A 23,072-nucleotide genomic window follows, 5' to 3' on the forward strand; every position below is an offset into this window, starting at 1 on the left:
TCAGACGACCTTATGCGATCTGACCATCTCCCTGCTGCACAATTCCAAGCACCACACCAAGGCGACGGCTGCGATGGTGAGTGAGGCGATCAATGCCGTCCAGAAGCCGTAAATGCCCATATCGAAACGGTAGGCGAGCAGGTAGCCCGGCAGCAGGCCGCAACCCCAGAAGGCGGCGGCGTGGATGAACATCGGCACTTTTGTGATTTTGTAGCCGCGCAGGGCATAGGACGCGATACATTGGGTGAAGTCTGCAGGTTGGAACAAGCCGGCGAACAGCAGGACGGTGGCAGCGATGCTTAAAACCGCCGGATCATTGTTGTACATACTTACCAGCGGCGAACGGAATAATACCAAAGAAAGCACGGTAATCACGGCGAGCATCCAACCCAACGCCAGCGACACGCCCGAAATATAACGCGCCCGCGAAAATTCGCGCCGTCCTAATGAAAAGCCGATGCGCACCGTCCCCGCCGAGCCGACGCTTTGCGGAATCATATAGAGAATCCCCGACAAACTGATGCCGACCTGCTGCGCCGCCACATAATCCTCGCCGAAGGGCGCAATCAAAAACACGATAAACGAAAATGCGCTGGCTTCCAAAAAATAAGACAGTCCGATGGGCGCGCCGATTTTCCAAATCTGTTTGAACACCGCCCAATCCGGTTTGCCGAATTTCGCCGTCAGCCCGAACGGGCGGAAGAATTTTTCCTTGGCGATATAAATCCACAATGCCAGCGCGCTGAACCAAAACACCGCCATCGTCGCCAGTCCGCAGCCCGCGCCGCCCAAAGCGGGCATACCGAATTTGCCGTAAACGAAAATATAGTTCAGCGGCACGTTCAACACAAACGCCGCGAAGCTGACCAACATAATCAGGCGCGGGCGGTTCAGGCTGGAGGCGTAGGCGTGCAGCGCGCGGTGCACCATTGCCGCCGGCATCGCCAGGCTGGTAAACAACATATACTGCGCCATCGTGCCTTCCACATAATCGCTCAAGGTCAGCCAGTTGCGGAACGGCGTAATCGCCGCCCACATCAATGCCATGCCGAACACGCCCAAAAACAGCCCGAACCAAATCCCCTGCCGCCCCGTTTCGCCCACTTCGTCGGTTTTACCCGCGCCGTAAAGCTGGGCAATCATCGGGTTCAACGCCGCCATAATGCCCATAAAGGTAATATAAACCGTGGCAAACGCGCTGCTGCCCAAAGCCACCGCCGCCAAATCTTCCTTACCCGCACCGCCCGCCATCACGGTATCGACGAAACCGATGCCCACCTGAGCGACCTGCGCCAGCAGCATGGGCAGGGCAAGGGAGGCGAGCAGGCGGATTTCTTTCAGGAAGACGGAAAAGGAAAAGCGGTCGAGGTCGAGCAGCATAAGTGTTCAATCAACAAAAATGCCGTCTGAAACAAAAAAACGGCAGCAGGGAGTGATGAGAAATAGTGGTGCACATTATATAGTAAAAAAATGCCGTGCCGTCAGAAGGCGGATACAGGGTATAAAAGTATATTCAGATTGTGTGTATTTTATGGTAAAGTTTGGTTTTAACAACTTGACGGCATTGAGCCGTCGGACAGGGGCTGTTCGGATTCTGAATCGGAAGGAAGCATCGCCGTTTTGACAGCGGCGTGATGCGTTGCGGCAAAGATGCCGTCTGATTGCGGATCGGGCAGCCTTTTGTGTTTGCAAAATAAAATAGAAGGCAGATTCTCATGCAGACATGGCAGCTTCCGGAACATATCGCCGACGTACTGCCCACGAACGCGCGGCAGCTTGAAAGCGCGCGCGAGCAGTTGTTGGCACTGTTCCGCGTACACGGTTACGAGTTGGTCCAACCCCCGTTGATGGAATACAGCCACTCCCTGCTGACGCATATTGACGCAGGCTTGTCGTTGAAAACCATTTTAGTGGTCGATCAGTTGAGCGGTAGGCAGTTGGGCATCCGTGCCGATATTACGCCGCAGGTGGCGCGTATCGATGCCCATCTTTTGTCCGCCAACCAAGGGATTAACCGGTTGTGTTACGCAGGCTCCGTGTTGCACGCGCAGCCCGACGGTCTGCTGAATATGCGCGAACCCTTGCAGGCAGGGGCAGAAATGTACGGTTTCGCCGACATCCGGGCGGATATCGAACTGATTGACCTGATGCTCAAAAGTATGAAGATTGCCGATATGGGCGAAGTTTTGCTGTCGCTGGGGCATATCGGCGTATTCCGCGCCCTATCCGATGCGGCGCATCTCAATGCCGAGCAATCGGCAGAACTTTTGTCGCTGATGCAGGATAAAGATACCGGGGCGGTCGAAGCGCAGGTCAAGGCTTGGAAGCTGGACGGTATGTGGGCAAAAGCATTCTCGCTGCTGCCGCGCCTGTACGGCGGGCGGGAAGTGTTGTCCGACGCGCGCGGACGGTTGCCGGATTTGTCGGCGGTCGGCGGCGCGTTGGACGAATTGCAGGCGGTGTGCGACGCATTTCCCGATAATGAAATCCATATCGACTTGTCCGAGCTGCGTGTCGACAATTACCACACGGGCTTGCTGTATGCCGCCTATGCCGCCGATTTCCACGACGCGGTCGCGAGAGGCGGGCGTTATGACGGATTGGGCGGATATTTCGGCAGGGCGCGCCCGGCAACGGGATTCAGTTTCGACTTGCGCAGCTTTATCGGGCGTTTGCCCGCCATCGAACGGCAGCCCGCCGTGTTGGTCGATGCGGAAGATGCCGAAGCGGCGCGCGAAGCAGTCGAAGCCTTGCGTGAACAAGGGCAGTGTGTCGTGATTGACTACGGTATCGGACACAATGTTTCGGAAGAGCTTGCAGGCCGTCTGAAAAAGACGGACGGCGTTTGGCAGGTCGTGAAATGCCAAATACCCGTTCATAGCGGATGAAAGGCAAACCGAGGCGTGGCGCAAAGCCGCACCGGTTTGGGGATTTCCGCAATAATTTTTAATATCGATAGGTTATATGGCTATGGCTAAAAATGTTGTAGTAATCGGCGCACAGTGGGGCGACGAGGGTAAAGGTAAAATCGTTGACTGGCTGGCGGAAGAAGCCGGCGGTGTCGTGCGCTTCCAAGGCGGTCACAATGCGGGTCATACTTTGGTCGTCGGCGGCAAAAAAACCATTTTGCGCCTGATTCCGAGCGGCATCCTGCACGAAGGATTGGATTGCTTTATCGGTTCGGGCGTTGTCGTTTCCCCCGAAGCCCTGTTGGGCGAAATCGACGAGTTGAACGCGGCGGGCGTGAAAAACGTCGAAGGCCGTTTGAAAATCGCGCCGACCTGCCCGCTGATCCTGCCTTACCACATCGCGCTCGACCAAGCCCGCGAAGCATCGCGCGGCAAAGGCAAAATCGGCACGACCGGACGCGGCATCGGCCCCGCCTACGAAGACAAAGTGGCACGCCGCGCCATCCGCGCCGCCGATTTGCTGCATCCTGAAAAACTACGTGAAAAACTGGATGCCGTCCTTGCCTATTACAACGTCCAACTCCAATACCTGCACAACGCCGGACCTGTTAAAGCGGAAGACGTGATGGCGGTTATCGAAAAAGTCGCGCCGCGCATTGCGCCGATGATTGCCGACGTGTCCCGCGTGTTGAACGAAAAAAACAAAAACGGTGAAAAACTGCTGTTTGAAGGCGCGCAAGGTGCGTTGTTGGATATCGACTACGGCACTTACCCCTTCGTTACCTCGTCCAACTGCCTCGCCGGCGCGGCTTCGGCAGGCGCGGGCGTAGGTCCTCAAATGCTGGATTATGTTTTGGGCATCGTCAAAGCCTATACCACGCGCGTCGGTTCGGGCCCGTTCCCGACCGAATTGTTCGACGAAGTAGGCGCAGGTTTGGCGGAACGCGGACACGAATTCGGTTCGGTAACCGGCCGCGCGCGCCGTTGCGGCTGGTTCGATGCCGCCGCCCTGAAACGCTCCATTCAAATCAACGGCATTTCCGGTATGTGCATTACCAAACTTGATGTAATGGACGGCGTTGAAACCATCAATATCTGTGTCGGCTACGAATTGCCCGACGGCGGCAAAACCGACATCCTGCCTTGTGGTTCGGACGCGGTGGAAACCTGCAAGCCGATTTACGAAACTATGCCCGGCTGGCGCGAATCGACCTTCGGCGTGAAAAACTACGACGCATTGCCCGAAAACGCCAAAGCATATTTGAAACGGATTGAAGAAGTCTGTGGCGCACCGGTCGCCATCGTCTCCACCGGCCCCGACCGCGAGGAAACGATTGTGCTGCATCATCCGTTCGCATAAGGTTTTGCAGTGAAAATGCCGTCTGAAGCCCTAATTGGTTTCAGACGGCATTTTTACCGCTGTTTTATCTGATATTCTCTGTCCGGAAACGGTTTGTCGGGGATATATCAATGCGGCGTATCCGGTATGGCAAACCCGATGTTTTCAGACGGCATTGGTTTACTATGAAAAAACCGTACTGCTTATGCGTACGGTTTTTTTGTTGTTTCAAATCGGCTCAGAGCGATTTGAGGCGGGCGATTCGGTTGTCCAGTGAAGGGTGGGTGCTGAGCAGGGAGTCGCGCGTATCTCCGGCGATGCCCATTGCGTTCATTTCTTCGGGCAAATCAACCGGGTTGCCTTTGAGCCTTTGCAGGGCGGAAATCATTTTCGGCGCGCCGACCAGTTTTGCCGCGCCTGCGTCGGCGCGGTATTCGCGCTGGCGGCTGAACCACATGACAATCAGGCTGGCAAGGAAGCCGAACAGGATTTGAAATACGGTGCTGACGAGGAAGTAAGTCCCCTGCGACTGGCTGCCGTCGTTGTTTCGGGCAATCAGGTTGGCAATAATGCGCGACAGGAACACGACAAAGGTATTGACCACGCCTTGAATCAGCGTCAGCGTAACCATGTCGCCGTTTCCGACGTGCGCCATTTCGTGCGCCAAAACCGCTTCCACCTCATCGCGCGTCATATGGTCGAGCAAACCGATGCTGACGGCGATCAGGGAGCTGTTTCTCGATGCGCCTGTGGCAAAGGCATTGGGTTCGGGGGAGTGGTAGATGGCGACTTCGGGCGTTTTCAGGTTCCATTGCCGCGCTTGGGCTTCGACAGTGTTCAAAAGCCAGGCTTCTTCTTCGGTGCGCGGCGTGTCGATGACTTCCGCGCCGACCGATTGTTTGGCGATGAATTTGGACATCAGCAGCGAAATAATCGAACCAGTGAAGCCGACGACGGCGGAATACGCCAACAGGCTGCCCGTGCCGCCCCGGCTGTTGATGCCCAGAACCGCCAAAACAATGTTGATTACGACCAAAACAGCGATATTGGTAGCCAAAAACAGAAAAATTCGTTTCACGGATGTTCCTTTTTGGTAGGGTGTGATGTTTTGAAATTTTGGGGATTGTCCCAAAAAGTTGCCGGCTTGTGAATATCAGACTCGGCAAAGGTATGCAAAACATTTGCTTGCAAATGGCAGTTTGTGCAGTTGGTTTTTGAACTATTGTGCCAAGCCGTGTAGAATCGTAAATTATCTGTTTGATTCCAATAAACACATTTAAAAGGATAACTTCATGAAAGCATTACTTTTAGGCGCGCCGGGAGCGGGCAAAGGCACTCAGGCGCAATTCATTACCGCCGCGTTCGGCATTCCGCAAATCTCTACCGGCGACATGCTCCGCGCGGCCATTAAAGCAGGCACCCCGCTGGGTTTGGAAGCGAAAAAAATCATCGATGAAGGCGGTTTGGTACGCGACGACATCATCATCGGCATGGTGAAAGAACGCATTGCCCAAGACGACTGCAAAAACGGTTTCCTGTTTGACGGTTTCCCACGCACATTGGCACAAGCCGAAGCGATGGTTGAAGCAGGCGTGGATTTGGACGCGGTTGTTGAAATCGACGTACCCGACAGCGTGATTGTCGACCGCATGAGCGGCCGCCGCGTGCATTTGGCTTCCGGCCGTACTTACCACGTTACCTACAATCCGCCCAAAGTCGAAGGCAAAGACGACGTAACCGGCGAAGATTTGATTCAGCGCGACGACGATAAAGAAGAAACCGTGAAAAAACGCCTTGCCGTGTACCACGAGCAAACCGAAGTGCTGGTCGATTTTTACAGCAAGCTGGAAGGCGAACACGCGCCGAAATACATCAAAGTTGACGGTACCCAAGCAGTAGAAGCCGTGAAAGCCGAAGTATTGAAAGGCTTGGGCAAATAAATCGAAAAGGTCGTACCCACGGGCAGGCTTCGCACTCTGAAAACAGGAAATCAGGTTTCAGACGACCTGTTTTTGATAAACAGCGTGTTGCAACCGGAAAATAATCATTCGGCGTCATTCCTGCGCAGGCGGGAATCCATTTCTGAATTTGGGCAATCGCTGTTTAAATCTGATGAACTGAGTTTTATCAATGGATTCCCGCCTGCGCGGGAATGACGGCTGATGTACCGGTTCAAATTCATCCGAAACAGTTTGTCGGGGGCTTGAGTCCGCGTAGGTCGGACGTCATGCCCGACCTACGGTTTAAATTTACGTTGTACTGCGAAAAGACGATAAAGGTCGTCTGAAAACTGAAACGAAAACACCATGAATCCTTTAATTACCGACTTCCAAACCCAGCAACACCGCACTCCCGTTATCGTCGCCCTTGATTTTGCCAACGAAAAAGACACGCTCGGATTTGTCCGTAATCTTGACCCGACATTGTGTCAAATCAAAATCGGCAAAGAGCTGTTTACCGCAACCGGCCGCAATTTGGCAGAAAGCTTAATCAATCAAGGTTTCAAACTTTTCCTCGATTTGAAATACCACGATATTCCCCACACCGTTGCGCAGGCATGCAAAGTTGCCGCCGATATGGGCGTTTGGATGGTCGATATGCACGCATCGGGCGGTCGCCGCATGATGGAAGCCGCCGTAGAAGCCGTTACCGGATATCACACCAAGCCGCTTTTGATTGGTGTAACCGTGTTGACCAGCATGGAACAAAACGACTTGGCCGAAATCGGTTTGAACATCGCTCCCGAAGAACAAGTCATCCGCTTGGCGAAACTGGCGCAAAGTTCAGGCTTGGACGGCGTGGTCTGTTCCGCTCAAGAAGCCGCACCGTTGCGTTGCGAGTTGGGACAAGATTTTGTCTTGGTAACGCCTGGTATCCGCTTGGACGTTGCAGGCAATAATGACGACCAACGCCGCATTATGACACCCGCCGAAGCCTTGGCGGCAGGTTCAACCTATTTGGTAATGGGCCGCCCTGTAACCCAAGCCGCCGATCCGGTCGCCGTATTGCGCGAAGTGAACCGCGTGGCAAACACTTAAGCATCAACGATTTTGATGCTGTTCAAAGAAAACTGCCTTACTTTGATACGATAGATCAATAGCCGGAAAATTTCAGCTTAGAAAGGAATTTATCCGATGTCTCAATGTGGTTCAGATGTGAGCAATATTTTTGATTATGATGCATTTCCGGAAGATGATTTGCTTGTAAAGGATACCCCTGTTGGATGGTATGCAATCGTGTCGCATAAAATTGTCGAAGAGGGGCTTCCTATTAAATTTATGTATCGGGAACATCAAGGGGATTTACCATTTGATAGCGGATGGCGGGTATTTTCTGGAACAGAAGATGATGAATACTCGAATAACCCTGATAACTTCTCCTTTCATAGTTTGACACGGCTCACTCATTATCAAGCAGATGTTGGGGAGCTGTTTTGGGCGGATATAGATAGCGTTTTTGAGAAAAAAGAAGGAGAGGATTGTTTTTCTCCTGTTGCCGATTGGTCTCCTTTCGATTTTGAAGAATAATAAAAAGCCGGATTTTATTATTAATCAGTAAATTTGCCAGATAATTACTGAGAATACAGTGAAGTTTTCACACACAAAAAACAACTTATTTTGGAGTGCATAAAATGCCCGCCAAGTTTCAACAAGAAACCCTCAAATCCCGTTTCGCGCAAGCCAAAGTCCTGGTGGTCGGCGACGTGATGCTCGACCGCTATTGGTTTGGCGACGTGTCCCGAATTTCGCCCGAAGCCCCCGTGCCGGTAGCAAAAATCGGACGTATCGACCAACGCGCGGGCGGTGCGGCGAACGTTGCGCGCAATATCGCTTCGCTGGGCGGCAAAGCAGGGCTGTTGTCGGTAACCGGCGACGACGAAGCCGCCAACGCGCTCGACGCGCTGATGGTGCAGGACGGCGTCGCCTCCTATCTGATGCGCGACAAACAAATCGCCACCACCGTCAAACTGCGCGTCGTCGCCCGCAACCAGCAGCTTATCCGCCTTGATTTTGAAGAACATCCCAACCGAGAAGTATTGGAACAAATCAAGCGGAAATACCGTGAAATCTTGCCCGAATACGACGCAATTATTTTTTCAGACTATGGCAAAGGTGGCCTGTCGCACATCTCCGATATGATTGATTGGGCGAAACACGAAGGCAAAACCGTATTAATCGACCCCAAAGGCGACGATTACGAAAAATATGCCGGTGCTACGCTGATTACGCCCAACCGCGCCGAATTGAAAGAAGTGGTCGGCAGTTGGAAAAACGAAGGCGAGTTGACCGAAAAAGCGCAAAACCTGCGCCGCCACCTCGATTTGACCGCGATTTTGCTGACCCGAAGCGAAGAAGGCATGACCTTGTTCAGTGAAGGCGAACCGATTTACCAGCCCACCCGCGCCCAAGAAGTTTACGACGTGTCCGGCGCAGGCGACACCGTTATTGCCGGAGTGGGCTTGGGTTTGGCTGCTGGTTATACCATGCCTGAAGCCATGCACCTTGCCAATACTGCGGCTGGGGTTGTCGTGGCGAAACTTGGTACGGCGGTTTGCTCGTTTGCAGAGTTGGTTGAAGCACTGGACGGGCAATAAATCTTTTCAGACGGCATGACCATCCAATGCCGTCTGAAACCCTCAAAACAAAGGAAACCCAATATGACCATCATCGTAACAGGCGCGGCCGGCTTTATCGGCAGCAACATTGTCAAAGCCCTCAACCGGCGCGGCATTACCGACATCGTCGCCGTCGATAATTTGAGCAAAGGCGAAAAATTCAAAAACCTTGCCGAGTGTGAAATCTCCCACTACCTCGACAAACACGAATTCATCCGCCAAGTGAGGGAACACATTTTACCTTATCAAAACATCGAAGCCGTTTTCCATCAAGGCGCGTGTTCCGATACGATGAACCACGACGGTTTGTATATGATGGAAAACAACTACCAGTACACGCTGGATTTGCTGGACTGGTGTCAGGACGAACGCATCCCCTTCCTTTATGCCTCCAGTGCGGCGGTTTACGGCAAAGGCGAAATCTTCCGCGAAGAGCGCGAACTCGAAAAACCGCTTAATGTGTACGGCTACTCCAAATTCCTGTTCGACCAAGTATTGCGCCGCCGTATGGAAGAAGGCTTGACCGCCCAAGTCGTCGGCTTCCGCTACTTCAACGTTTACGGACAACACGAACAACACAAAGGCCGCATGGCATCCGTCGCCTTCCACCATTTCCACCAATACCGCGAACACGGTTACGTCAACCTGTTCGGCAGCAACGACGGTTACGGCAACGGCGAGCAAACCCGCGACTTCGTCAGCGTCGAAGACGTTGCCAAAGTTAACCTCTACTTCTTCGACCACCCCGAACTCTCGGGCATCTACAACCTCGGCACCGGCCGCAGCCAACAGTTTAACGAACTCGCCGCCGCCACCGTCAACGCCTGCCGCGCCGCCGAAGGCAAACCTGAAATGAGCTTAAAAGAGCTGGTAGAAGAAGAACTTATCCGCTACATCCCATTTCCCGACGCGCTCAAAGGCAAATACCAAAGCTTCACCCAAGCCGACATCACCAAATTGCGCGAAGCCGGATATAAGGAAGAATTTTTCGATGTCAAAGCAGGCGTCGACCGCTACGTCAAATGGATGCTGGAAAATTTGGCTTAAACACGATTGGTAATTTTGTTTGAAAGAAAATGCCGTCTGAAATTTCAGACGGCCTTTTATTTTTCAGGTGGTTAAACAGTTTCTGCTTTAGGTTTGACCTTGCTTTTCTTAAACTTCAACACGGCTTCTTCTTTTGCCGCATCCCAGTCTATCCGCACGAAGCCGCCGTCGGCGAGTTTGCCGAACAGGAGTTCGTCGGCGAGTGGTTTGCGGATTTTTTCCTGAATCAGGCGGTGCATCGGGCGTGCGCCCATTTGTGGGTCGAAACCTTTTTCCGCCAGATATTTGCGCAATGCGGGCATGAATTCGGCTTCGACTTTTTTGTCGAGAAGCTGGTGTTCGAGCTGGAGCAGGAATTTGTCCACGACTTTGGCGATGACGGGTTCGGACAAGGGCGCAAACGGGATAATCGCGTCCAAGCGGTTGCGGAATTCGGGCGTGAAGAGTTTGTTGATTGCCTGCATTTCGTCGCCGCGTTCGCGCTTGGCGGTAAAGCCGAGGCTGGGACGGCTGAGGCTTTCCGCGCCTGCGTTGGTGGTCATAATCAGGATAACATTGCGGAAATCCGCGCTCTTGCCGTTGTTGTCGGTCAGTTTGCCTGCGTCCATGACTTGCAGGAGGACGTTGAAAATGTCGGGATGGGCTTTTTCGATTTCATCCAAGAGCAATACGCAGTGCGGATGTTTGTTGGCGGCTTCGGTCAAAAGGCCGCCCTGGTCGAAGCCGACGTAGCCCGGCGGCGCACCGATAAGGCGCGATACGGCGTGGGGCTCCATGTATTCGGACATGTCGAAGCGTTGCAGCGGTACGCCCATCGAGTAGGCAAGCTGTTTGGCGACTTCGGTTTTGCCGACGCCGGTCGGGCCGGAGAAGAGGAAGCTGCCTATGGGTTTGTCGGGCAGGGCGAGGCCGGAGCGCGACATTTTGACGGCGGCAACCAGCGCGTCGATGGCGTTTTCCTGACCGTAAACCATGTTTTTCAAATCACGGCCGAGGAATTGCAGCACTTGTTTGTCGTCGTGCGACACGGTTTTTTCGGGAATCCGTGCAACTTTGGCGATGACGGTTTCGATTTGCGCTTTGCCGATGACTTTTTTCTGTTTGGATTTGGGCAAAATCCGTTGTGCCGCGCCTGCTTCGTCCATCACGTCGATGGCTTTGTCGGGCAGGAAACGCTCGTTGATGTAGCGGGCGGAGAGTTCGGCGGCGGCTTCGAGTGCGCCTTGCGTGTAGCGGACTTGGTGGAAACCTTCGAACATCGGTTTCAAGCCGCGCAGGATTTGAACGGTTTCGGCGACGGTGGGTTCGACCACGTCGATTTTTTGGAAGCGGCGGCTTAGGGCGTGGTCTTTGTCGAAAATGGTGCGGTATTCATCGTAAGTGGTTGCGCCGATACAGCGCAATGAACCTTTCGCCAATGCGGGTTTGAGCAGGTTAGATGCGTCCATCGTGCCGCCGCTGGTGCTGCCTGCGCCGATGATGGTGTGGATTTCGTCGATAAACAAAATGGCGTGTGGGATTTTTTCGAGCTGTTTCAAGACGGATTTGACCCGCGCTTCAAAGTCGCCGCGGTATTTCGTGCCCGCCAAAAGCGAACCCATATCCAGCGCGTACACTTCGGCCTCTTTGAGCGTGTCGGGAATGTCGCCATTGACGATTTGATGTGCCAAACCTTCCGCCAGCGCGGTTTTGCCCACGCCTGCTTCGCCGACCAAAAGCGGATTGTTTTTGCGGCGGCGGCACAGGATTTGCACCAGCCGTTCCATTTCGTGTTTGCGACCAATCAAAGGGTCGATACGGCCGGCTTTGACTTCGGCGTTGAGGTTGACGGTGTACTCCGATAAAGGGTTTTTGCTCGGTTTGGTGCGGTTCTCATTATCGTCGTCCATGCCGTCTGAAGAATAGTTGCCATCGTCTTCATCTTCATCGGGAGAGCCGTGGGCAATACAGCGCAAAACTTCAAAACGCGTAACCGATTGCAGCTTGAGGAAATAGACGGCGTGGCTGTCAGTTTCGCTCATCAGCGCGACCAAAACGTCCAAAGGCTCGACCAAGCCTTTGCCTGCCGATTGGGTATGCACCATCGCCCGTTGGATGACGCGTTGGAAGCCGAGCGTGGGCTGGGTTTCGACCGTGTCTAAAAGGTGGTCGGGAATCAGGGGGGTGTTTTCGGCAACGCTGGCGGCGAGTTGTTCGGACACCACTTTTAAATCCGCACCGCAGAGTTTGAGGACGTTGGGGACGGCGGCATCTTCTTCGATGAGTACCAAAAGCAGATGCTCGAGGCTGATAAATTCATAATGAGCCTTACGCGCCTCGCGGTAAAGCTGCTGCAAAATCTGTTCCAATTCGGGTGCAAGCATATCAAATCTCCTCGATAATACATTGCAGCGGATGCCCTTCGGCTTTTGCCCGCTGCATGACCTGCCGTTGTTTGGTTTGGGCAATATCGCGCGTGTAAGTGCCGCACAGGCCTTTGCCTTCGTGATGAACCAAGAGCATTACCGCTACCGCCTGTTCTTGTCCGAGCATAAAGATTTCGGTCAGGATTTCAACGACAAATTCCATCGTGGTGTAATCGTCGTTCAATAGGAAAACGCCGTAACGTTTTGGCGGCAGGGTGTTAAGGTCGCTTAAAAGCGTATCAGATTGGCAGTGTGTCGTCATAAGTTGTTTTCTATCGGGAAGAAGCCGTTTTCAGACGGCATTTCTGTTGTATTTTCGGTCTTTCCGCTTATTTTCTCACTTTTTTGGAAACATAGCTTGACGTTTCGGCTTAACAAATGTAAAAAGACGGTTAAGCAGAAGCCGGCACTCGACCAAGTATATAAAGCTGGGGAGAAACGCTGAACGTTTAAGTTTGCTGTATGCCTTATTTTGCTGATTTTGTTAATTTTTAAGTATAGGAAGTTTCTAATGGCAACCGGTATCGTAAAATGGTTTAACGACGCTAAAGGTTTTGGTTTCATCACTCCTGACGAAGGCGGCGAAGATTTGTTCGCTCACTTCTCAGCGATCAACATGGATGGTTTCAAAACCCTGAAAGAAGGTCAACGCGTATCTTTCGACGTAACCACCGGCCCTAAAGGCAAACAAGCTGCTAACATTCAGGCTGCTTAATCCCGAGTGTACGGGAAACCGTATATGTGAAACGGCAGGACAGACGATGTCCTGCCGTTTTGTTTTGCCGTTTGCAGAAACAGGGGGAATGCCGTCTGAAAAGAACGGGTATCTTTTTATCTGCTTTATCCTTAGCCTGTGTGAATCCTGTTGTGGATATGTTTGATAGTATGCTGAGGAATAAGGAAAAATCCTATATGATTAAAAAATGTGCAGATTGTTTGTCTGGGATTTTTGCGGAAATCTAAAAGAAAGGATGTATTAAAAAAGGGCTGAACCGCAGCAGGTTCGGCCCTTTGTTTTCAGACGGTATCCGGTTGGGGGTTTCAGTTGCCGGCAACCGTCATGCTTCCTATCAGGATAGAACCGATTTGGTTGGACGAACGGCGTAAGGCATCATCGGACACGCCGACGATGTTGTGGTACATATCCTGAAGGCGGCCGGCAACGGTGATTTCATGGACGGGGTAGGCAATGATGCCGTTTTCCACCCAAAAACCCGCTGCACCGCGCGAGTAGTCGCCGGTAATGGCGTTTACGCCTTGTCCCATGAGTTCGGTTACCAACAATCCCGTGCCCATTTCTTTCAGCAGGTCTGATTGCGTTTCGTGCGTATGGTTCAAATACAGGTTGTGCGCGCCGCCGGCGTTGCCTGTGGTCTGCATACCGAGTTTCCTTGCGCTGTAACTGCTGAGGAAATAGCCTTCGACGATGCCGTCGCGGATAACGAAACGCGGCCGCGTGGCGACACCTTCGGAATCGAAATAGGTACTGCCGAAGGCGCGGGGAATATGCGGCTCTTCGCGCAGACTGAGGAAATCGGGCAGAACCTGTTTGCCTATGCTGTCGATCAGGAAGCTGCTTTGGCGGTAGAGCGAGCCGCCGGACAGTGCGCCGACGAGGTGTCCGATCAGACCTCCCGAAACGGTCGCATCGAATAGGACGGGGTAGCTTCCGGTCGGAATGCTGCGGCTGTTCAAACGACGTAAGGTACGTTCGGCGGCGGTTTGACCGATTTGCTCCGGGCTGTCCATGTCTTGATGGCGGCAGGAGGAATCGTACCAGTAGTCGCGCTGCATGCCGTTTTCGTCGGCGGCAACGACGCTGCATGAAATGCTGTGGCGTGTGCCTTGCTGGTGTGCGGCAAAACCGTGGGTGTTGCCGTAAACGTATTGGTAATGTCCGGTTTGTACCGCCGCCCCTTCGGAGTTTTCGATGCGCTCATCCTCGTTCAGGGCGGCTTGTTCGCATTGTTTTGCCAACTCGACGGCGGCTTCCGTGCTTAAATCCCATTCGTGGTAACGGTCGAGGTCGCCGACGTGTTGCGCCATAAGGGACGCGTCTGCCAAACCTGCACAATCGTCTTCGGCGGTGTAGCGGGCGATGTCGATGGCGGCTTTGACGGTGTCTTGCAGGGCTTTTTCGGAGAAGTCGGCAGTGCTGGCGCGGCCTTTGCGTTTGCCGACGTAAACGGTAATGTCCAGCGACTTGTCCTGCTGGAACTCGATTTGTTCGATTTCGCCCAGCCGCACGCTGACGCTTTGTCCCAATGATTCGCTGAAATCGGCTTCGGCGGCGGTTGCGCCCGTCGCTTTTGCCAAGTCGAGCGTGCGGCGGCAGAGGTCGAGGAGTTCGGAAGCGGTGTGGTTGAACAGCATAGAAATCTTTCTTGGTGGAGCGTTGCGGCATTTTAACCGTTTCGGCCGACAGGGGCAAAAGTACCGGTTAACAGGCATATGGGGAAAAATGCCGTCTGAACGCGGAATCATTCTGTTAAAATGCGCCTATCGGATAAAATTTGAGAACCAAGATGTTTGAACAAGAAGATGAATGGGTCAGCAAAACCCAAATGAAAAAGCAGATGAACGATTTGCAGGATTTGGGCATGGCGTTGACCAAGCTCTCAAACGATACGCTGAAAAAAATCGGTTTGGACACGGATTTGTACGAGGCGGTAACCGCCTACAAAAAGATTACGTCCAACGGCGCGCTCAAGCGGCAGGCGCAATTTATCGGCCGCCTGATGCGCGATACCGATCCCGCGCCCATCGAGTCGTTTCTTGCCAAGCTGCGCGGCGACGATGTGGCGCACAATGCCTTTTTGCAACGTGTGGAACAGGCGCGCGTACGGCTGTTGGCAGATGACGGAGCGTTGACGCAGTTTATATCGGATTTTTCGCATGCGGACGCGGGCAAGCTGAGGACACTCATCCGCAATACCAAAAAAGAGCAGGAACAAAACAAACCGCCGAAAAATTTCCGCGCCCTGTTTCAGGAATTGAAAACCGTTATGGAAATCCAAGGCGGAACAGGGGAGGCTTAGGCATATTTTCAGACGGCATCCGCCGTCATTCTGATTGGAGGATAAAATGTTGTTCCGTAAAACGACCGCCGCCGTTTTGGCGGCAACCTTGATGCTTAACGGCTGTACGGTAATGATGTGGGGTATGAACAGCCCGTTCAGCGAAACGACCGCCCGCAAACATGTTGACAAAGACCAAATCCGCGCCTTCGGTGTGGTTGCCAAAGACAATGCCCAATTGGAAAAGGGCAGCCTGGTGATGATGGGCGGGAAATACTGGTTCGTCGTCAATCCTGAAGATTCGGCGAAGCTGACGGGCATTTTGAAGGCCGGGTTGGACAAGCAGTTTCAAATGGTTGAGCCCAACCCGCGCTTTGCCTACCAAGCCCTGCCGGTCAAACTCGAATCGCCCGCCAGCCAGAATTTCAGTACCGACGGCCTTTGCCTGCGCTACGATACCGACAGACCTGCCGACATCGCCAAGCTGAAACAGCTTGAGTTTGAAGCGGTCGAACTCGACAATCGAACCATTTACACGCGCTGCGTCTCCGCCAAAGGCAAATACTACGCCACACCGCAAGAACTGAACGCCGATTATCATTTTGAGCAAAGTGTGCCTGCCGATATTTATTACACGGTTACGGAAAAACATACCGACAAATCCAAGTTGTTTGAAAATATTGCATATACGCCCACCACGTTGATACTGGATGCGGTGGGCGCGGTGCTGGTTTTGCCTGCGGCGGCTTTGGGCGCGCTCATGGATGCCGCCGGAAAATGAGCAGCAATGCCGTCTGAAAAGCCTTCAGACGGCATTTCAAACACATCCGCACTGTAAAGTTACACGCTATGTCAGCCAAAATCCAAACCCGATCCGTCAATACCGACGTTTTTAATCATTTGCTCGCCGCCGGTGCCGATCCTTTAATCGCACGGCTTTGTGCCTCGCGCGGTGTGCAAAGTCCTGCCGAATTGGACGACAAACTCGCTTCCCTCCTGCCTTATCAATCGCTGACGAATTGCGAAGCCGCCGCCTGCCGTTTGGCGGATGCGGTTGGGCGTCAGGAAAAAATTCTGATTGTCGCCGACTATGATGCCGACGGTGCGACAGCGTGTGCCGTCGGTTTGGACGGTTTGGCGGCGATGGGCGCGAAAGTAGATTTCCTCGTGCCCAACCGCTTTGAACACGGCTACGGTTTAACGCCCGAGCTGGCCGAAATCGCCGCCGCGCAAGGCGTGGATTTGCTGATTACGGTCGATAACGGCATTGCCAGCATCGCAGGCGTGGCGCGTGCGCAGGAATTGGGTTTGGATGTGATTGTAACCGACCACCATCTGCCTGCCGAGACCGTGCCAGACTGCATCATCGTCAATCCGAACCAAAAAGGCTGCGGTTTCCAAAGCAAAAGCCTGGCGGGCGTGGGCGTGATTTTTTATGTGTTGACGGCGTTGCGTGCCGAACTGCGCCGCCGCAATTATTTTTCAGACGGCATCAAAGAGCCGAATTTGGGCAACCTTTTGGATTTGGTCGCACTCGGCACGGTCGCCGATGTCGTCCCCCTCGACCACAACAACCGTATCCTCGTGTCGCAAGGTTTGAAACGGATGCGTTCGGGCAAAATGCGCCCGGGTATCCGCGCCTTGTTTGAAGTGGCGCGACGGGATTGGCGCAAGGCTCAGCCGTTTGATATGGGCTTTGCGTTGGGGCCGCGCATCAATGCGGCCGGACGGCTGGACGATATGTCGGTCGGCATTGCCTGCCTGTTGGCACGAGATGATGCCGAAGCGCAGGAACTGGCGGCTCAGTTGAACAACCTCAATATCGAACGCCGCGAAATTGAGCAGTCTATGCTGCAAGACGCGCTGAACGCCTTTCCCGAAACCCTCCCTCCGGGTCAGACGACTTTGGTGGCGTATCGCGACGACTTCCATCAAGGCGTGGTCGGCATCGTTGCCAGCCGCCTCAAAGACCGTTTTTATCGTCCGACCATCGTGTTTGCGCCTGCCGACAACGGCGAAGTGCGCGGTTCGGGACGCTCCATTCCCAATCTGCACCTGCGCGATGCTTTGGACTTGGTGTCCAAACGCCATCCTGATTTGATTTTGAAATTCGGCGGACACGCGATGGCGGCGGGTTTGAGCATACTCGAACACAATATCCCCGCGTTTCAGACGGCCTTTGAAGAAGCCGTGCGCGAGATGGTGTGCGAAGACGATTTGTCGCAAACCTTCATCACCGACGGCAGCCTGCCTGCACGCGATATTACGCTGGAACAGGCGCAAAACCTCGCCCGCCACGTTTGGGGACAAGGCTTCGCGCCGCCGAGTTTTACCGACGAGTTCCACGTCGTCCGCCAGCAGCCTTTGGGCGCGGAAGGCAAACACAAAAAAGCGTGGCTGCAAAAAGACGGCTGCGAATTTGAAGCGATGTTCTGGCGTTGCAGCGAAGACATCCCCGAATACATCCGCACGGTGTACCGCCCCGTTGCCAACGAATGGCGCAACAATCTCGAATTGCAGCTGTATATCGATTACTGGGAAGCGGCGTAGAGGTGGCGGAACGCCGTTTGAATATGATTTCTGTTCCTTCATTTGCCTGTTTGTACGACGGGAATGTTCCCAATCGGAAAAGGTGAATCAAATGTCAGACTCCGCCACAAAAGCAGGGTCTGATTTTTTTAAAGGGCAATCTGTTATAATGGCGCGTTGCCGCCGCGAGGGCGGCGTGATTCGGACGGCGTAGTTTCTACGCCTTTTGTTTATGGTTACGGCATCTTGCGGAATCGTACCGCCTGATGCCGTCTGAACACGGTTGCCCGTGGAGATGCCGCTCTTCGGGTCAGAATACTTATGCTGAAAAAATGGTTGAATAAGATGCTGCCTTCCGGTCGGAGCAGTAAAAAAGCGGAAAGTAAAACGGTCATTCCCGCCGAAAGACACAACATCCGTGCCGAAATGTTGAGCTTTGCCGCCGAAAACGTCATACGCCGCCTGAAAGGGGCGGGGTTTCAGGCTTATGTGGTCGGCGGCGCGGTCAGGGACCTGCTGCTCGGCATCGAACCCAAGGATTTCGATGTCGCAACCGATGCCACGCCCGAACAGGTGCACAAACTCTTCCGCCGCAGCCGCATCATCGGCAGGCGTTTTCAAATCGTCCACGTGATGAACGGTGCGGAGATTATCGAAGTAACGACGTTTCGCGGCGGTGCGAAGGTTCAGCAGAACGCGCGTGGCAGAATCATGAAGGACAACACCTACGGCAGCATCGAAGAAGATGCGATGCGGCGCGATTTTACCTGCAATGCCTTGTATTACGATCCTGAAAAAGAAGAGATTTTGGATTTCCACAACGGGATTGCCGATGTTGCCTCCCGCAGGCTGGTTATGATTGGCGATGCCGCCGAACGCTATCAGGAAGACCCTGTCAGGATTTTGCGCGCCATCCGCCTGTCGGGCAAATTGGGATTTGAACTGTCGGAAGAAACCGCCGCACCGATTGACGAATCGATATGCCGTCTGAAGCACGAACCTGTGGCAAGGCTGTTCGACGAAATGATGAAACTGCTGTTTTCAGGGCACGCGCGCGAGTGTCTGAAACGTTTGAACGGATTTGACATACCGGACGACATCCATCCGCTGCTCAATGCCTTGCTCGTTTCAGACGGCATCGCCGGAAAAATGACGGTGCTTGCCCTGAAAAATACCGATGAGCGGCTGCGTGCCGACAAATCGGTTTCGGTCGGCTTTGTGTTGGCGGCGTTAATGTGGCCCGAGTTGGCCCGCCATTGGAAAAGCAATCTGCAACAGGGTTTGAAACCCGCGCCCGCCCTGTCCGATGCAATCAATACGATGCGCGAAACCGTCGAACGCGGTTGGGGCGTGCCGCAACGCTTTTCCGCCACGATGCGCGAAATTTGGATGTTCCAGCCGCAGTTTGAAAACCGCAAAGGCGCACGTCCGCACAAACTGTTTGCACAGGCGCGTTTCCGTGCCGCCTATGATTTCCTGCTCTTGCGCGCCGAAACCGGCAATGCGGACCGCGCACTTGCCGAGTGGTGGACGGCGTTTCAGACGGCATCGGCGGAACAGCGGTCGGAGATGACCAAAAACGAAGCCGCCGCCCGACACGAAAAAAACGAAGGACAGGCGAAAAAACGCCGCCGTCGCAGGCGCAAACCCAAGCCGAAGGTTGTGGGAACGGATTGGGAATAAGGGTCAACAGACAAGGAACAATGAAGTTTCAACACATGGGATGAAGCATAAAGTACCGTTCCATGTATTGCACTGATTTGTAAGGGACTTTATCTCCGCAAATAAAGTCTGACCCTGCCGCCCGGAAAAAGGATGTCCGGGTGGGCAGGGTTCAAGCAACAAGGAAAAATTGATGAAAAAATGTATTTTGGGCATTTTGACCGCGTGTGCCGCCATGCCTGCATTTGCCGACAGAATCAGCGATTTGGAAGCACGTCTGGCGCAGTTGGAACACCGTGTCGCCGTATTGGAAAGCGGCGGCAATACCGTCAAAATCGATTTTTTCGGTTCAAATCCCACCATGTATGTATGCAGCGTTACGCCTTTTCAAAAGACGTTTGAGGCAAGCGATCGGAATGAAGGCGTGGCGCGGCAGAAAGTGCGTCAGGCGTGCAACCGCGAAACTTCGGCAATGTTTTGCGGAGATGAGGCAATCCGATGCAGAAAATTCGATTGATGTATCGGTTGGACGGATAAAGAAACGGATACGGAGCTTGGCTTCCGTATCCGTTTTTTCTGCCTGATTTTCCGTGCATCGGGTTTCAGACGGCATTGGAGTGTCAGTCGTGTTCTGCCGATTCGTAGGCTTCGACGATTTTTTGCACCAGAGGATGCCGGACAACGTCTTCGCCGGTAAAGGTATGGAAATACAGCCCTTCCACGCCGTGCAGTTTCTCACGCGCGTCTTTCAATCCTGATTTGATGTTTTTGGGCAGGTCAATCTGGCTGGTGTCGCCGGTAATGACGGCTTTCGCGCCGAAGCCGATGCGGGTCAGGAACATTTTCATTTGTTCGGGCGTGGTATTTTGTGCCTCGTCGAGGATGATGTATGCGCCGTTGAGCGTCCTGCCGCGCATATAGGCGAGCGGGGCGATTTCGATCAGGCCTTTTTCAATCAGTTTGCTGACGCGGTCGAAACCCATCAGGTCGTAAAGCGCGTCATAAAGCGGACGGAGGTAGGGGTCGACTTTTTGGGTCAGGTCTCCGGGCAGGAAGCCCAGTTTCTCACCGGCTTCGACGGCGGGGCGAACTAAAATGATGCGTTCGACTTGGTGTTTTTCCATCGCATCGACGGCGGCGGCGACGGCAAGATAGGTTTTGCCCGTACCTGCGGGCCCCAGCCCGAATACGATATCGTGGTTGAGCAGGGCGCGGATGTAGCCGTTCTGCCGTGGCGTTCTGCCGCCTATGCTGCCTCGCTTCGTACGGAAATAATAGGCGTGGTCAAGGTTTTTTTCCTGATGCCCGGCATCTTCGGTTTGGGCTTCGACGGCGGCAAGCCTGATATCGTTGTCGCCCAAATCGCGTGTTTGCGCCGTTTCTAGAAGTTTGAGCAGTGCGCGTTTTCCGGCGTGTGCAAATGCGCCGTTGAAGGTGAAATGTTGAAAACGGCGGCTGATGCTGATGCCGAGTGTTTTGGCGAGCGAATCGAGGTTGCTGTCGAAAGAACCGCACAGGCGTTGCAATGCCAAGTTGTCGGTTTCTTCCAAGTGCAGGTGGACGGTATGTGTCATATGTTCATCCGAATGGTTGGATATTGTGTGATTTTAATCTATTTTGCCTTGCTGGCGGCAGGAGAAAACGCGGTTTGAAATAATTGCCCAGCGCTAATGCAATTTGGCGCGCCGATGTGCTAGATTGGCGGTTTTTCAAGTAAGGATACGGATATGTTGCGTTCTATTTTGGCGGCTTCCCTGCTGGCGGTATCTTTTCCGGCGGCGGCTGAGGCATTGAATTACAATATTGTCGAATTTTCCGAATCGGCGGGTATCGAGGCGGTTCAGGATACAATGTCCGCGCGTTTCCAAGTGACGGCGGAAGGACGGGACAAAAATGCCGTCAATGCCGAGTTTGTTAAAAAATTCAACAATTTCACCAGAAAATCAAAAAATGGTAGCTTTAAAACCGAATTGGTATCGCGCAGTGCGATGCCGCGCTATCAATATACCAACGGCAGACGCATTCAAACAGGTTGGGAGGAGCGTGCGGAATTTAAGGTCGAAGGTAGGGATTTTGATGAGTTAAACCGTTTTATTGCCGATGTTCAGGCAGATGCCGCATTGGAATATACGGATTTCCATGTGTCGCGCGAACGCCGAAACGAGGTCATCGATCAGGTCAGTAAAGATGCTATTTTGCGTTTCAAGGCGCGTGCCGACAAGTTGTCGGGCATATTGGGTACGTCCGGTTATAAAATCGTCAAATTAAATTTGGGACACATCGGCAGCCATATCGCGGGTGGGGGAGCTGCTCAGGCAAAAATGCTTCGTGCCATGCCGATGGCGGCAAGTTACGGCGTGGAGGGTACGGATTCCGTTGCACCTGGTGTGGAGGAAATCAGCATCAGTGTCAATGGAACGGTTCAGTTCTAACCACGGATAAACAGGTAGATGCCGTCTGAAACCGGATGATACGGTTCAGACGGCATTTATATTTTAGGCTTTGGGCAGGGTTACGCCGGTTTGTCCCATGTATTTGCCGTTGCGGTCTTTGTATGAAGTTTCGCACACTTCGTCGCTCTCGAAGAAGAGGACTTGCGCTACGCCTTCGCCGGCGTAGATTTTGGCGGGCAGTGGGGTGGTGTTGGAAAACTCGAGGGTAACGTAGCCTTCCCATTCCGGTTCGAACGGGGTAACGTTGACGATAATGCCGCAGCGGGCGTAGGTGGATTTGCCCAAGCATACGGTCAGGACGTTGCGCGGGATGCGGAAATATTCGACCGTGCGCGCCAGTGCGAAGGAATTGGGCGGGATGATGCAGCAGTTATCTTCGACGGTAACGAAGTTTTTGGGATCGAAGTTTTTGGGATCGACGATGGTGCTGTTGATGTTGGTGAAGATTTTAAATTCGTTTGCGCAGCGGATGTCGTAGCCGTAGCTGGACGTGCCGTAGGAGATGATGCGTTTGCCGTCGGCTTCTTTGATTTGGTTCGGCTCGAAGGGATCGATCATGCCGAATTCTTCGCTCATGCGGCGTATCCATTTGTCGGACTTGATGCTCATAATGTTTTCCTTGTTTCTTTTGATGTTCGGACAAAGCATTCGGGGATGCCGTCTGAAAACGGGGCTTATTTGTTTTTGGGCAGTTTCACTTCTTTAATCATGCCGTTTTCGCATTTCATAATGAAGAGGGTTTCGCCGTTTTGCGAGACGGTGAACCTGCCGTGTGCCAAGCCTTTTTTGAATGTGCCCGAGAGTATCATGTTGCGGAATTTGGTACTGTCGGAATTGAACGGTTCGATAAATATTTCGCGGTTGGCGGCAACGGTATAAACGCCTTGTCCGTCGAACTTGCCGTTTTTAAACGAACCGGTATAGTTGCGCCCGTCTTGGCAGCGCCATGTGCCTTTGCCGACGGGTTTACCGTCTTTGCCGACATCGCCGTCGTAGGTGCAGCCCGGCTCTTGATAGGAAGTCAGGACGGCGGACGCGGCGGGGAGGGCGAACATCATGGCGGGCAGTAGGAATGCGAGATGTTTAAGCATAAGGG

At 53.4% G+C, this 23,072-nt stretch carries 22 protein-coding genes; 14 read left to right on the forward strand and 8 right to left on the reverse strand.

Features of this window, described 5'->3' with window-relative positions:
* The gene (gene norM / locus Q9J80_RS01180; protein ID WP_301673610.1) at positions 1-1,380 is read right to left on the reverse strand and encodes a multidrug efflux MATE transporter NorM; all 1,380 of its coding nucleotides are present in this window, start codon (positions 1,378-1,380) and stop codon (positions 1-3) included.
* 335 nt (positions 1,381-1,715) lie between these two features.
* Between norM and Q9J80_RS01185 the strand changes: the two genes are divergently transcribed.
* Together Q9J80_RS01185 and Q9J80_RS01190 are read left to right on the forward strand one after the other, a co-directional pair.
* On the forward strand, positions 1,716-2,888 hold the full coding sequence (locus Q9J80_RS01185; protein ID WP_301673611.1) for an ATP phosphoribosyltransferase regulatory subunit: 1,173 nt from the start codon (positions 1,716-1,718) through the stop codon (positions 2,886-2,888).
* A gap of 82 nt (positions 2,889-2,970) precedes the next feature.
* Positions 2,971-4,269, forward strand: coding sequence for an adenylosuccinate synthase (locus Q9J80_RS01190; protein ID WP_184910097.1), 1,299 nt, complete (start codon positions 2,971-2,973; stop codon positions 4,267-4,269).
* Positions 4,270-4,486: 217 nt separating this feature from the next.
* Here Q9J80_RS01190 and htpX read toward each other — a convergent pair whose 3' ends face one another.
* Positions 4,487-5,326, reverse strand: a complete 840-nt coding sequence (htpX, locus tag Q9J80_RS01195; protein WP_301673612.1) for a protease HtpX — start codon at positions 5,324-5,326, stop codon at positions 4,487-4,489.
* A gap of 214 nt (positions 5,327-5,540) precedes the next feature.
* Between htpX and adk the strand changes: the two genes are divergently transcribed.
* The 5 genes from adk (at position 5,541) to rfaD (ending at position 9,910) form a co-directional block, all read left to right on the forward strand.
* Positions 5,541-6,188, forward strand: a complete 648-nt coding sequence (gene adk, locus Q9J80_RS01200) for an adenylate kinase (RefSeq protein ID WP_019272635.1) — start codon at positions 5,541-5,543, stop codon at positions 6,186-6,188.
* A 366-nt stretch (positions 6,189-6,554) separates the two neighbouring features.
* Positions 6,555-7,286: an orotidine-5'-phosphate decarboxylase gene (gene pyrF, locus Q9J80_RS01205; protein WP_301673613.1), complete on the forward strand. Its 732-nt coding sequence runs from the start codon at positions 6,555-6,557 to the stop codon at positions 7,284-7,286.
* A gap of 96 nt (positions 7,287-7,382) precedes the next feature.
* Positions 7,383-7,775: a DUF2185 domain-containing protein gene (locus tag Q9J80_RS01210; RefSeq protein ID WP_301673614.1), complete on the forward strand. Its 393-nt coding sequence runs from the start codon at positions 7,383-7,385 to the stop codon at positions 7,773-7,775.
* A gap of 104 nt (positions 7,776-7,879) precedes the next feature.
* The gene (gene hldA, locus Q9J80_RS01215; protein WP_301673615.1) at positions 7,880-8,842 is read left to right on the forward strand and encodes an ADP-heptose synthase; all 963 of its coding nucleotides are present in this window, start codon (positions 7,880-7,882) and stop codon (positions 8,840-8,842) included.
* 63 nt (positions 8,843-8,905) lie between these two features.
* Entirely contained in the window at positions 8,906-9,910 is a 1,005-nt protein-coding gene (gene rfaD, locus Q9J80_RS01220; protein WP_301673616.1) for an ADP-glyceromanno-heptose 6-epimerase, read from the forward strand.
* A gap of 71 nt (positions 9,911-9,981) precedes the next feature.
* Here rfaD and clpA read toward each other — a convergent pair whose 3' ends face one another.
* Both clpA and clpS read right to left on the reverse strand, forming a co-directional pair.
* Positions 9,982-12,273, reverse strand: coding sequence for an ATP-dependent Clp protease ATP-binding subunit ClpA (gene clpA, locus Q9J80_RS01225; RefSeq protein ID WP_301673617.1), 2,292 nt, complete (start codon positions 12,271-12,273; stop codon positions 9,982-9,984).
* A gap of 1 nt (position 12,274) precedes the next feature.
* The gene (gene clpS, locus Q9J80_RS01230) at positions 12,275-12,577 is read right to left on the reverse strand and encodes an ATP-dependent Clp protease adapter ClpS (protein ID WP_301673618.1); all 303 of its coding nucleotides are present in this window, start codon (positions 12,575-12,577) and stop codon (positions 12,275-12,277) included.
* 249 nt (positions 12,578-12,826) lie between these two features.
* Here clpS and Q9J80_RS01235 point away from each other — a divergent pair, with 249 nt between their 5' ends.
* Positions 12,827-13,030: a cold-shock protein gene (locus tag Q9J80_RS01235; protein WP_003682902.1), complete on the forward strand. Its 204-nt coding sequence runs from the start codon at positions 12,827-12,829 to the stop codon at positions 13,028-13,030.
* 326 nt (positions 13,031-13,356) lie between these two features.
* On the opposite strand, the gene pmbA is transcribed toward Q9J80_RS01235, so the two are convergent.
* On the reverse strand, positions 13,357-14,688 hold the full coding sequence (pmbA, locus tag Q9J80_RS01240) for a metalloprotease PmbA (RefSeq protein ID WP_304672643.1): 1,332 nt from the start codon (positions 14,686-14,688) through the stop codon (positions 13,357-13,359).
* Positions 14,689-14,840: 152 nt separating this feature from the next.
* Here pmbA and yjgA point away from each other — a divergent pair, with 152 nt between their 5' ends.
* The 5 genes from yjgA to Q9J80_RS01265 all read left to right on the forward strand — a co-directional run bounded on the left by yjgA (position 14,841) and on the right by Q9J80_RS01265 (position 20,040).
* Entirely contained in the window at positions 14,841-15,353 is a 513-nt protein-coding gene (gene yjgA / locus Q9J80_RS01245; protein ID WP_304674134.1) for a ribosome biogenesis factor YjgA, read from the forward strand.
* Positions 15,354-15,399: 46 nt separating this feature from the next.
* Positions 15,400-16,113, forward strand: a complete 714-nt coding sequence (locus Q9J80_RS01250; protein WP_304674135.1) for a YidX family protein — start codon at positions 15,400-15,402, stop codon at positions 16,111-16,113.
* A gap of 68 nt (positions 16,114-16,181) precedes the next feature.
* Positions 16,182-17,882, forward strand: a complete 1,701-nt coding sequence (gene recJ / locus Q9J80_RS01255; RefSeq protein WP_304674136.1) for a single-stranded-DNA-specific exonuclease RecJ — start codon at positions 16,182-16,184, stop codon at positions 17,880-17,882.
* A gap of 300 nt (positions 17,883-18,182) precedes the next feature.
* Entirely contained in the window at positions 18,183-19,544 is a 1,362-nt protein-coding gene (locus tag Q9J80_RS01260) for a polynucleotide adenylyltransferase PcnB (RefSeq protein WP_304671456.1), read from the forward strand.
* Positions 19,545-19,716: 172 nt separating this feature from the next.
* Positions 19,717-20,040, forward strand: coding sequence for a hypothetical protein (locus tag Q9J80_RS01265; RefSeq protein WP_301670138.1), 324 nt, complete (start codon positions 19,717-19,719; stop codon positions 20,038-20,040).
* A gap of 103 nt (positions 20,041-20,143) precedes the next feature.
* On the opposite strand, the gene Q9J80_RS01270 is transcribed toward Q9J80_RS01265, so the two are convergent.
* Entirely contained in the window at positions 20,144-21,097 is a 954-nt protein-coding gene (locus Q9J80_RS01270) for a PhoH family protein (protein WP_301673622.1), read from the reverse strand.
* 153 nt (positions 21,098-21,250) lie between these two features.
* Between Q9J80_RS01270 and Q9J80_RS01275 the strand changes: the two genes are divergently transcribed.
* Positions 21,251-21,955: an SIMPL domain-containing protein gene (locus Q9J80_RS01275; RefSeq protein WP_301673623.1), complete on the forward strand. Its 705-nt coding sequence runs from the start codon at positions 21,251-21,253 to the stop codon at positions 21,953-21,955.
* Positions 21,956-22,018: 63 nt separating this feature from the next.
* On the opposite strand, the gene dcd is transcribed toward Q9J80_RS01275, so the two are convergent.
* Together dcd and Q9J80_RS01285 are read right to left on the reverse strand one after the other, a co-directional pair.
* On the reverse strand, positions 22,019-22,585 hold the full coding sequence (dcd, locus tag Q9J80_RS01280) for a dCTP deaminase (protein ID WP_061387521.1): 567 nt from the start codon (positions 22,583-22,585) through the stop codon (positions 22,019-22,021).
* 65 nt (positions 22,586-22,650) lie between these two features.
* Entirely contained in the window at positions 22,651-23,067 is a 417-nt protein-coding gene (locus tag Q9J80_RS01285) for an MORN repeat-containing protein (protein ID WP_301673624.1), read from the reverse strand.
* Positions 23,068-23,072 lie beyond the last annotated feature (5 nt).

It is taken from the genome of Neisseria blantyrii (assembly GCF_962747855.1).
Lineage (GTDB): Bacteria > Pseudomonadota > Gammaproteobacteria > Burkholderiales > Neisseriaceae > Neisseria > Neisseria viridiae.

Bases quoted from the DNA above. Each gene is read 5' to 3' on its own strand.
- clpS (WP_301673618.1), bottom strand. From the start codon at position 12,577: ATGACGACACACTGCCAATCTGATACGCTTTTAAGCGACCTTAACACC.
- adk (WP_019272635.1), top strand. From the start codon at position 5,541: ATGAAAGCATTACTTTTAGGCGCGCCGGGAGCGGGCAAAGGCACTCAG.
- pmbA (WP_304672643.1), bottom strand. From the start codon at position 14,688: ATGCTGTTCAACCACACCGCTTCCGAACTCCTCGACCTCTGCCGCCGC.
- yjgA (WP_304674134.1), top strand. From the start codon at position 14,841: ATGTTTGAACAAGAAGATGAATGGGTCAGCAAAACCCAAATGAAAAAG.
- Q9J80_RS01210 (WP_301673614.1), top strand. From the start codon at position 7,383: ATGTCTCAATGTGGTTCAGATGTGAGCAATATTTTTGATTATGATGCA.
- Q9J80_RS01270 (WP_301673622.1), bottom strand. From the start codon at position 21,097: ATGACACATACCGTCCACCTGCACTTGGAAGAAACCGACAACTTGGCA.
- Q9J80_RS01235 (WP_003682902.1), top strand. From the start codon at position 12,827: ATGGCAACCGGTATCGTAAAATGGTTTAACGACGCTAAAGGTTTTGGT.
- Q9J80_RS01260 (WP_304671456.1), top strand. From the start codon at position 18,183: ATGCTGAAAAAATGGTTGAATAAGATGCTGCCTTCCGGTCGGAGCAGT.
- pyrF (WP_301673613.1), top strand. From the start codon at position 6,555: ATGAATCCTTTAATTACCGACTTCCAAACCCAGCAACACCGCACTCCC.
- Q9J80_RS01250 (WP_304674135.1), top strand. From the start codon at position 15,400: ATGTTGTTCCGTAAAACGACCGCCGCCGTTTTGGCGGCAACCTTGATG.
- recJ (WP_304674136.1), top strand. From the start codon at position 16,182: ATGTCAGCCAAAATCCAAACCCGATCCGTCAATACCGACGTTTTTAAT.
- Q9J80_RS01285 (WP_301673624.1), bottom strand. From the start codon at position 23,067: ATGCTTAAACATCTCGCATTCCTACTGCCCGCCATGATGTTCGCCCTC.
- dcd (WP_061387521.1), bottom strand. From the start codon at position 22,585: ATGAGCATCAAGTCCGACAAATGGATACGCCGCATGAGCGAAGAATTC.
- norM (WP_301673610.1), bottom strand. From the start codon at position 1,380: ATGCTGCTCGACCTCGACCGCTTTTCCTTTTCCGTCTTCCTGAAAGAA.
- Q9J80_RS01190 (WP_184910097.1), top strand. From the start codon at position 2,971: ATGGCTAAAAATGTTGTAGTAATCGGCGCACAGTGGGGCGACGAGGGT.
- hldA (WP_301673615.1), top strand. From the start codon at position 7,880: ATGCCCGCCAAGTTTCAACAAGAAACCCTCAAATCCCGTTTCGCGCAA.
- Q9J80_RS01275 (WP_301673623.1), top strand. From the start codon at position 21,251: ATGTTGCGTTCTATTTTGGCGGCTTCCCTGCTGGCGGTATCTTTTCCG.
- clpA (WP_301673617.1), bottom strand. From the start codon at position 12,273: ATGCTTGCACCCGAATTGGAACAGATTTTGCAGCAGCTTTACCGCGAG.
- rfaD (WP_301673616.1), top strand. From the start codon at position 8,906: ATGACCATCATCGTAACAGGCGCGGCCGGCTTTATCGGCAGCAACATT.
- Q9J80_RS01185 (WP_301673611.1), top strand. From the start codon at position 1,716: ATGCAGACATGGCAGCTTCCGGAACATATCGCCGACGTACTGCCCACG.
- Q9J80_RS01265 (WP_301670138.1), top strand. From the start codon at position 19,717: ATGAAAAAATGTATTTTGGGCATTTTGACCGCGTGTGCCGCCATGCCT.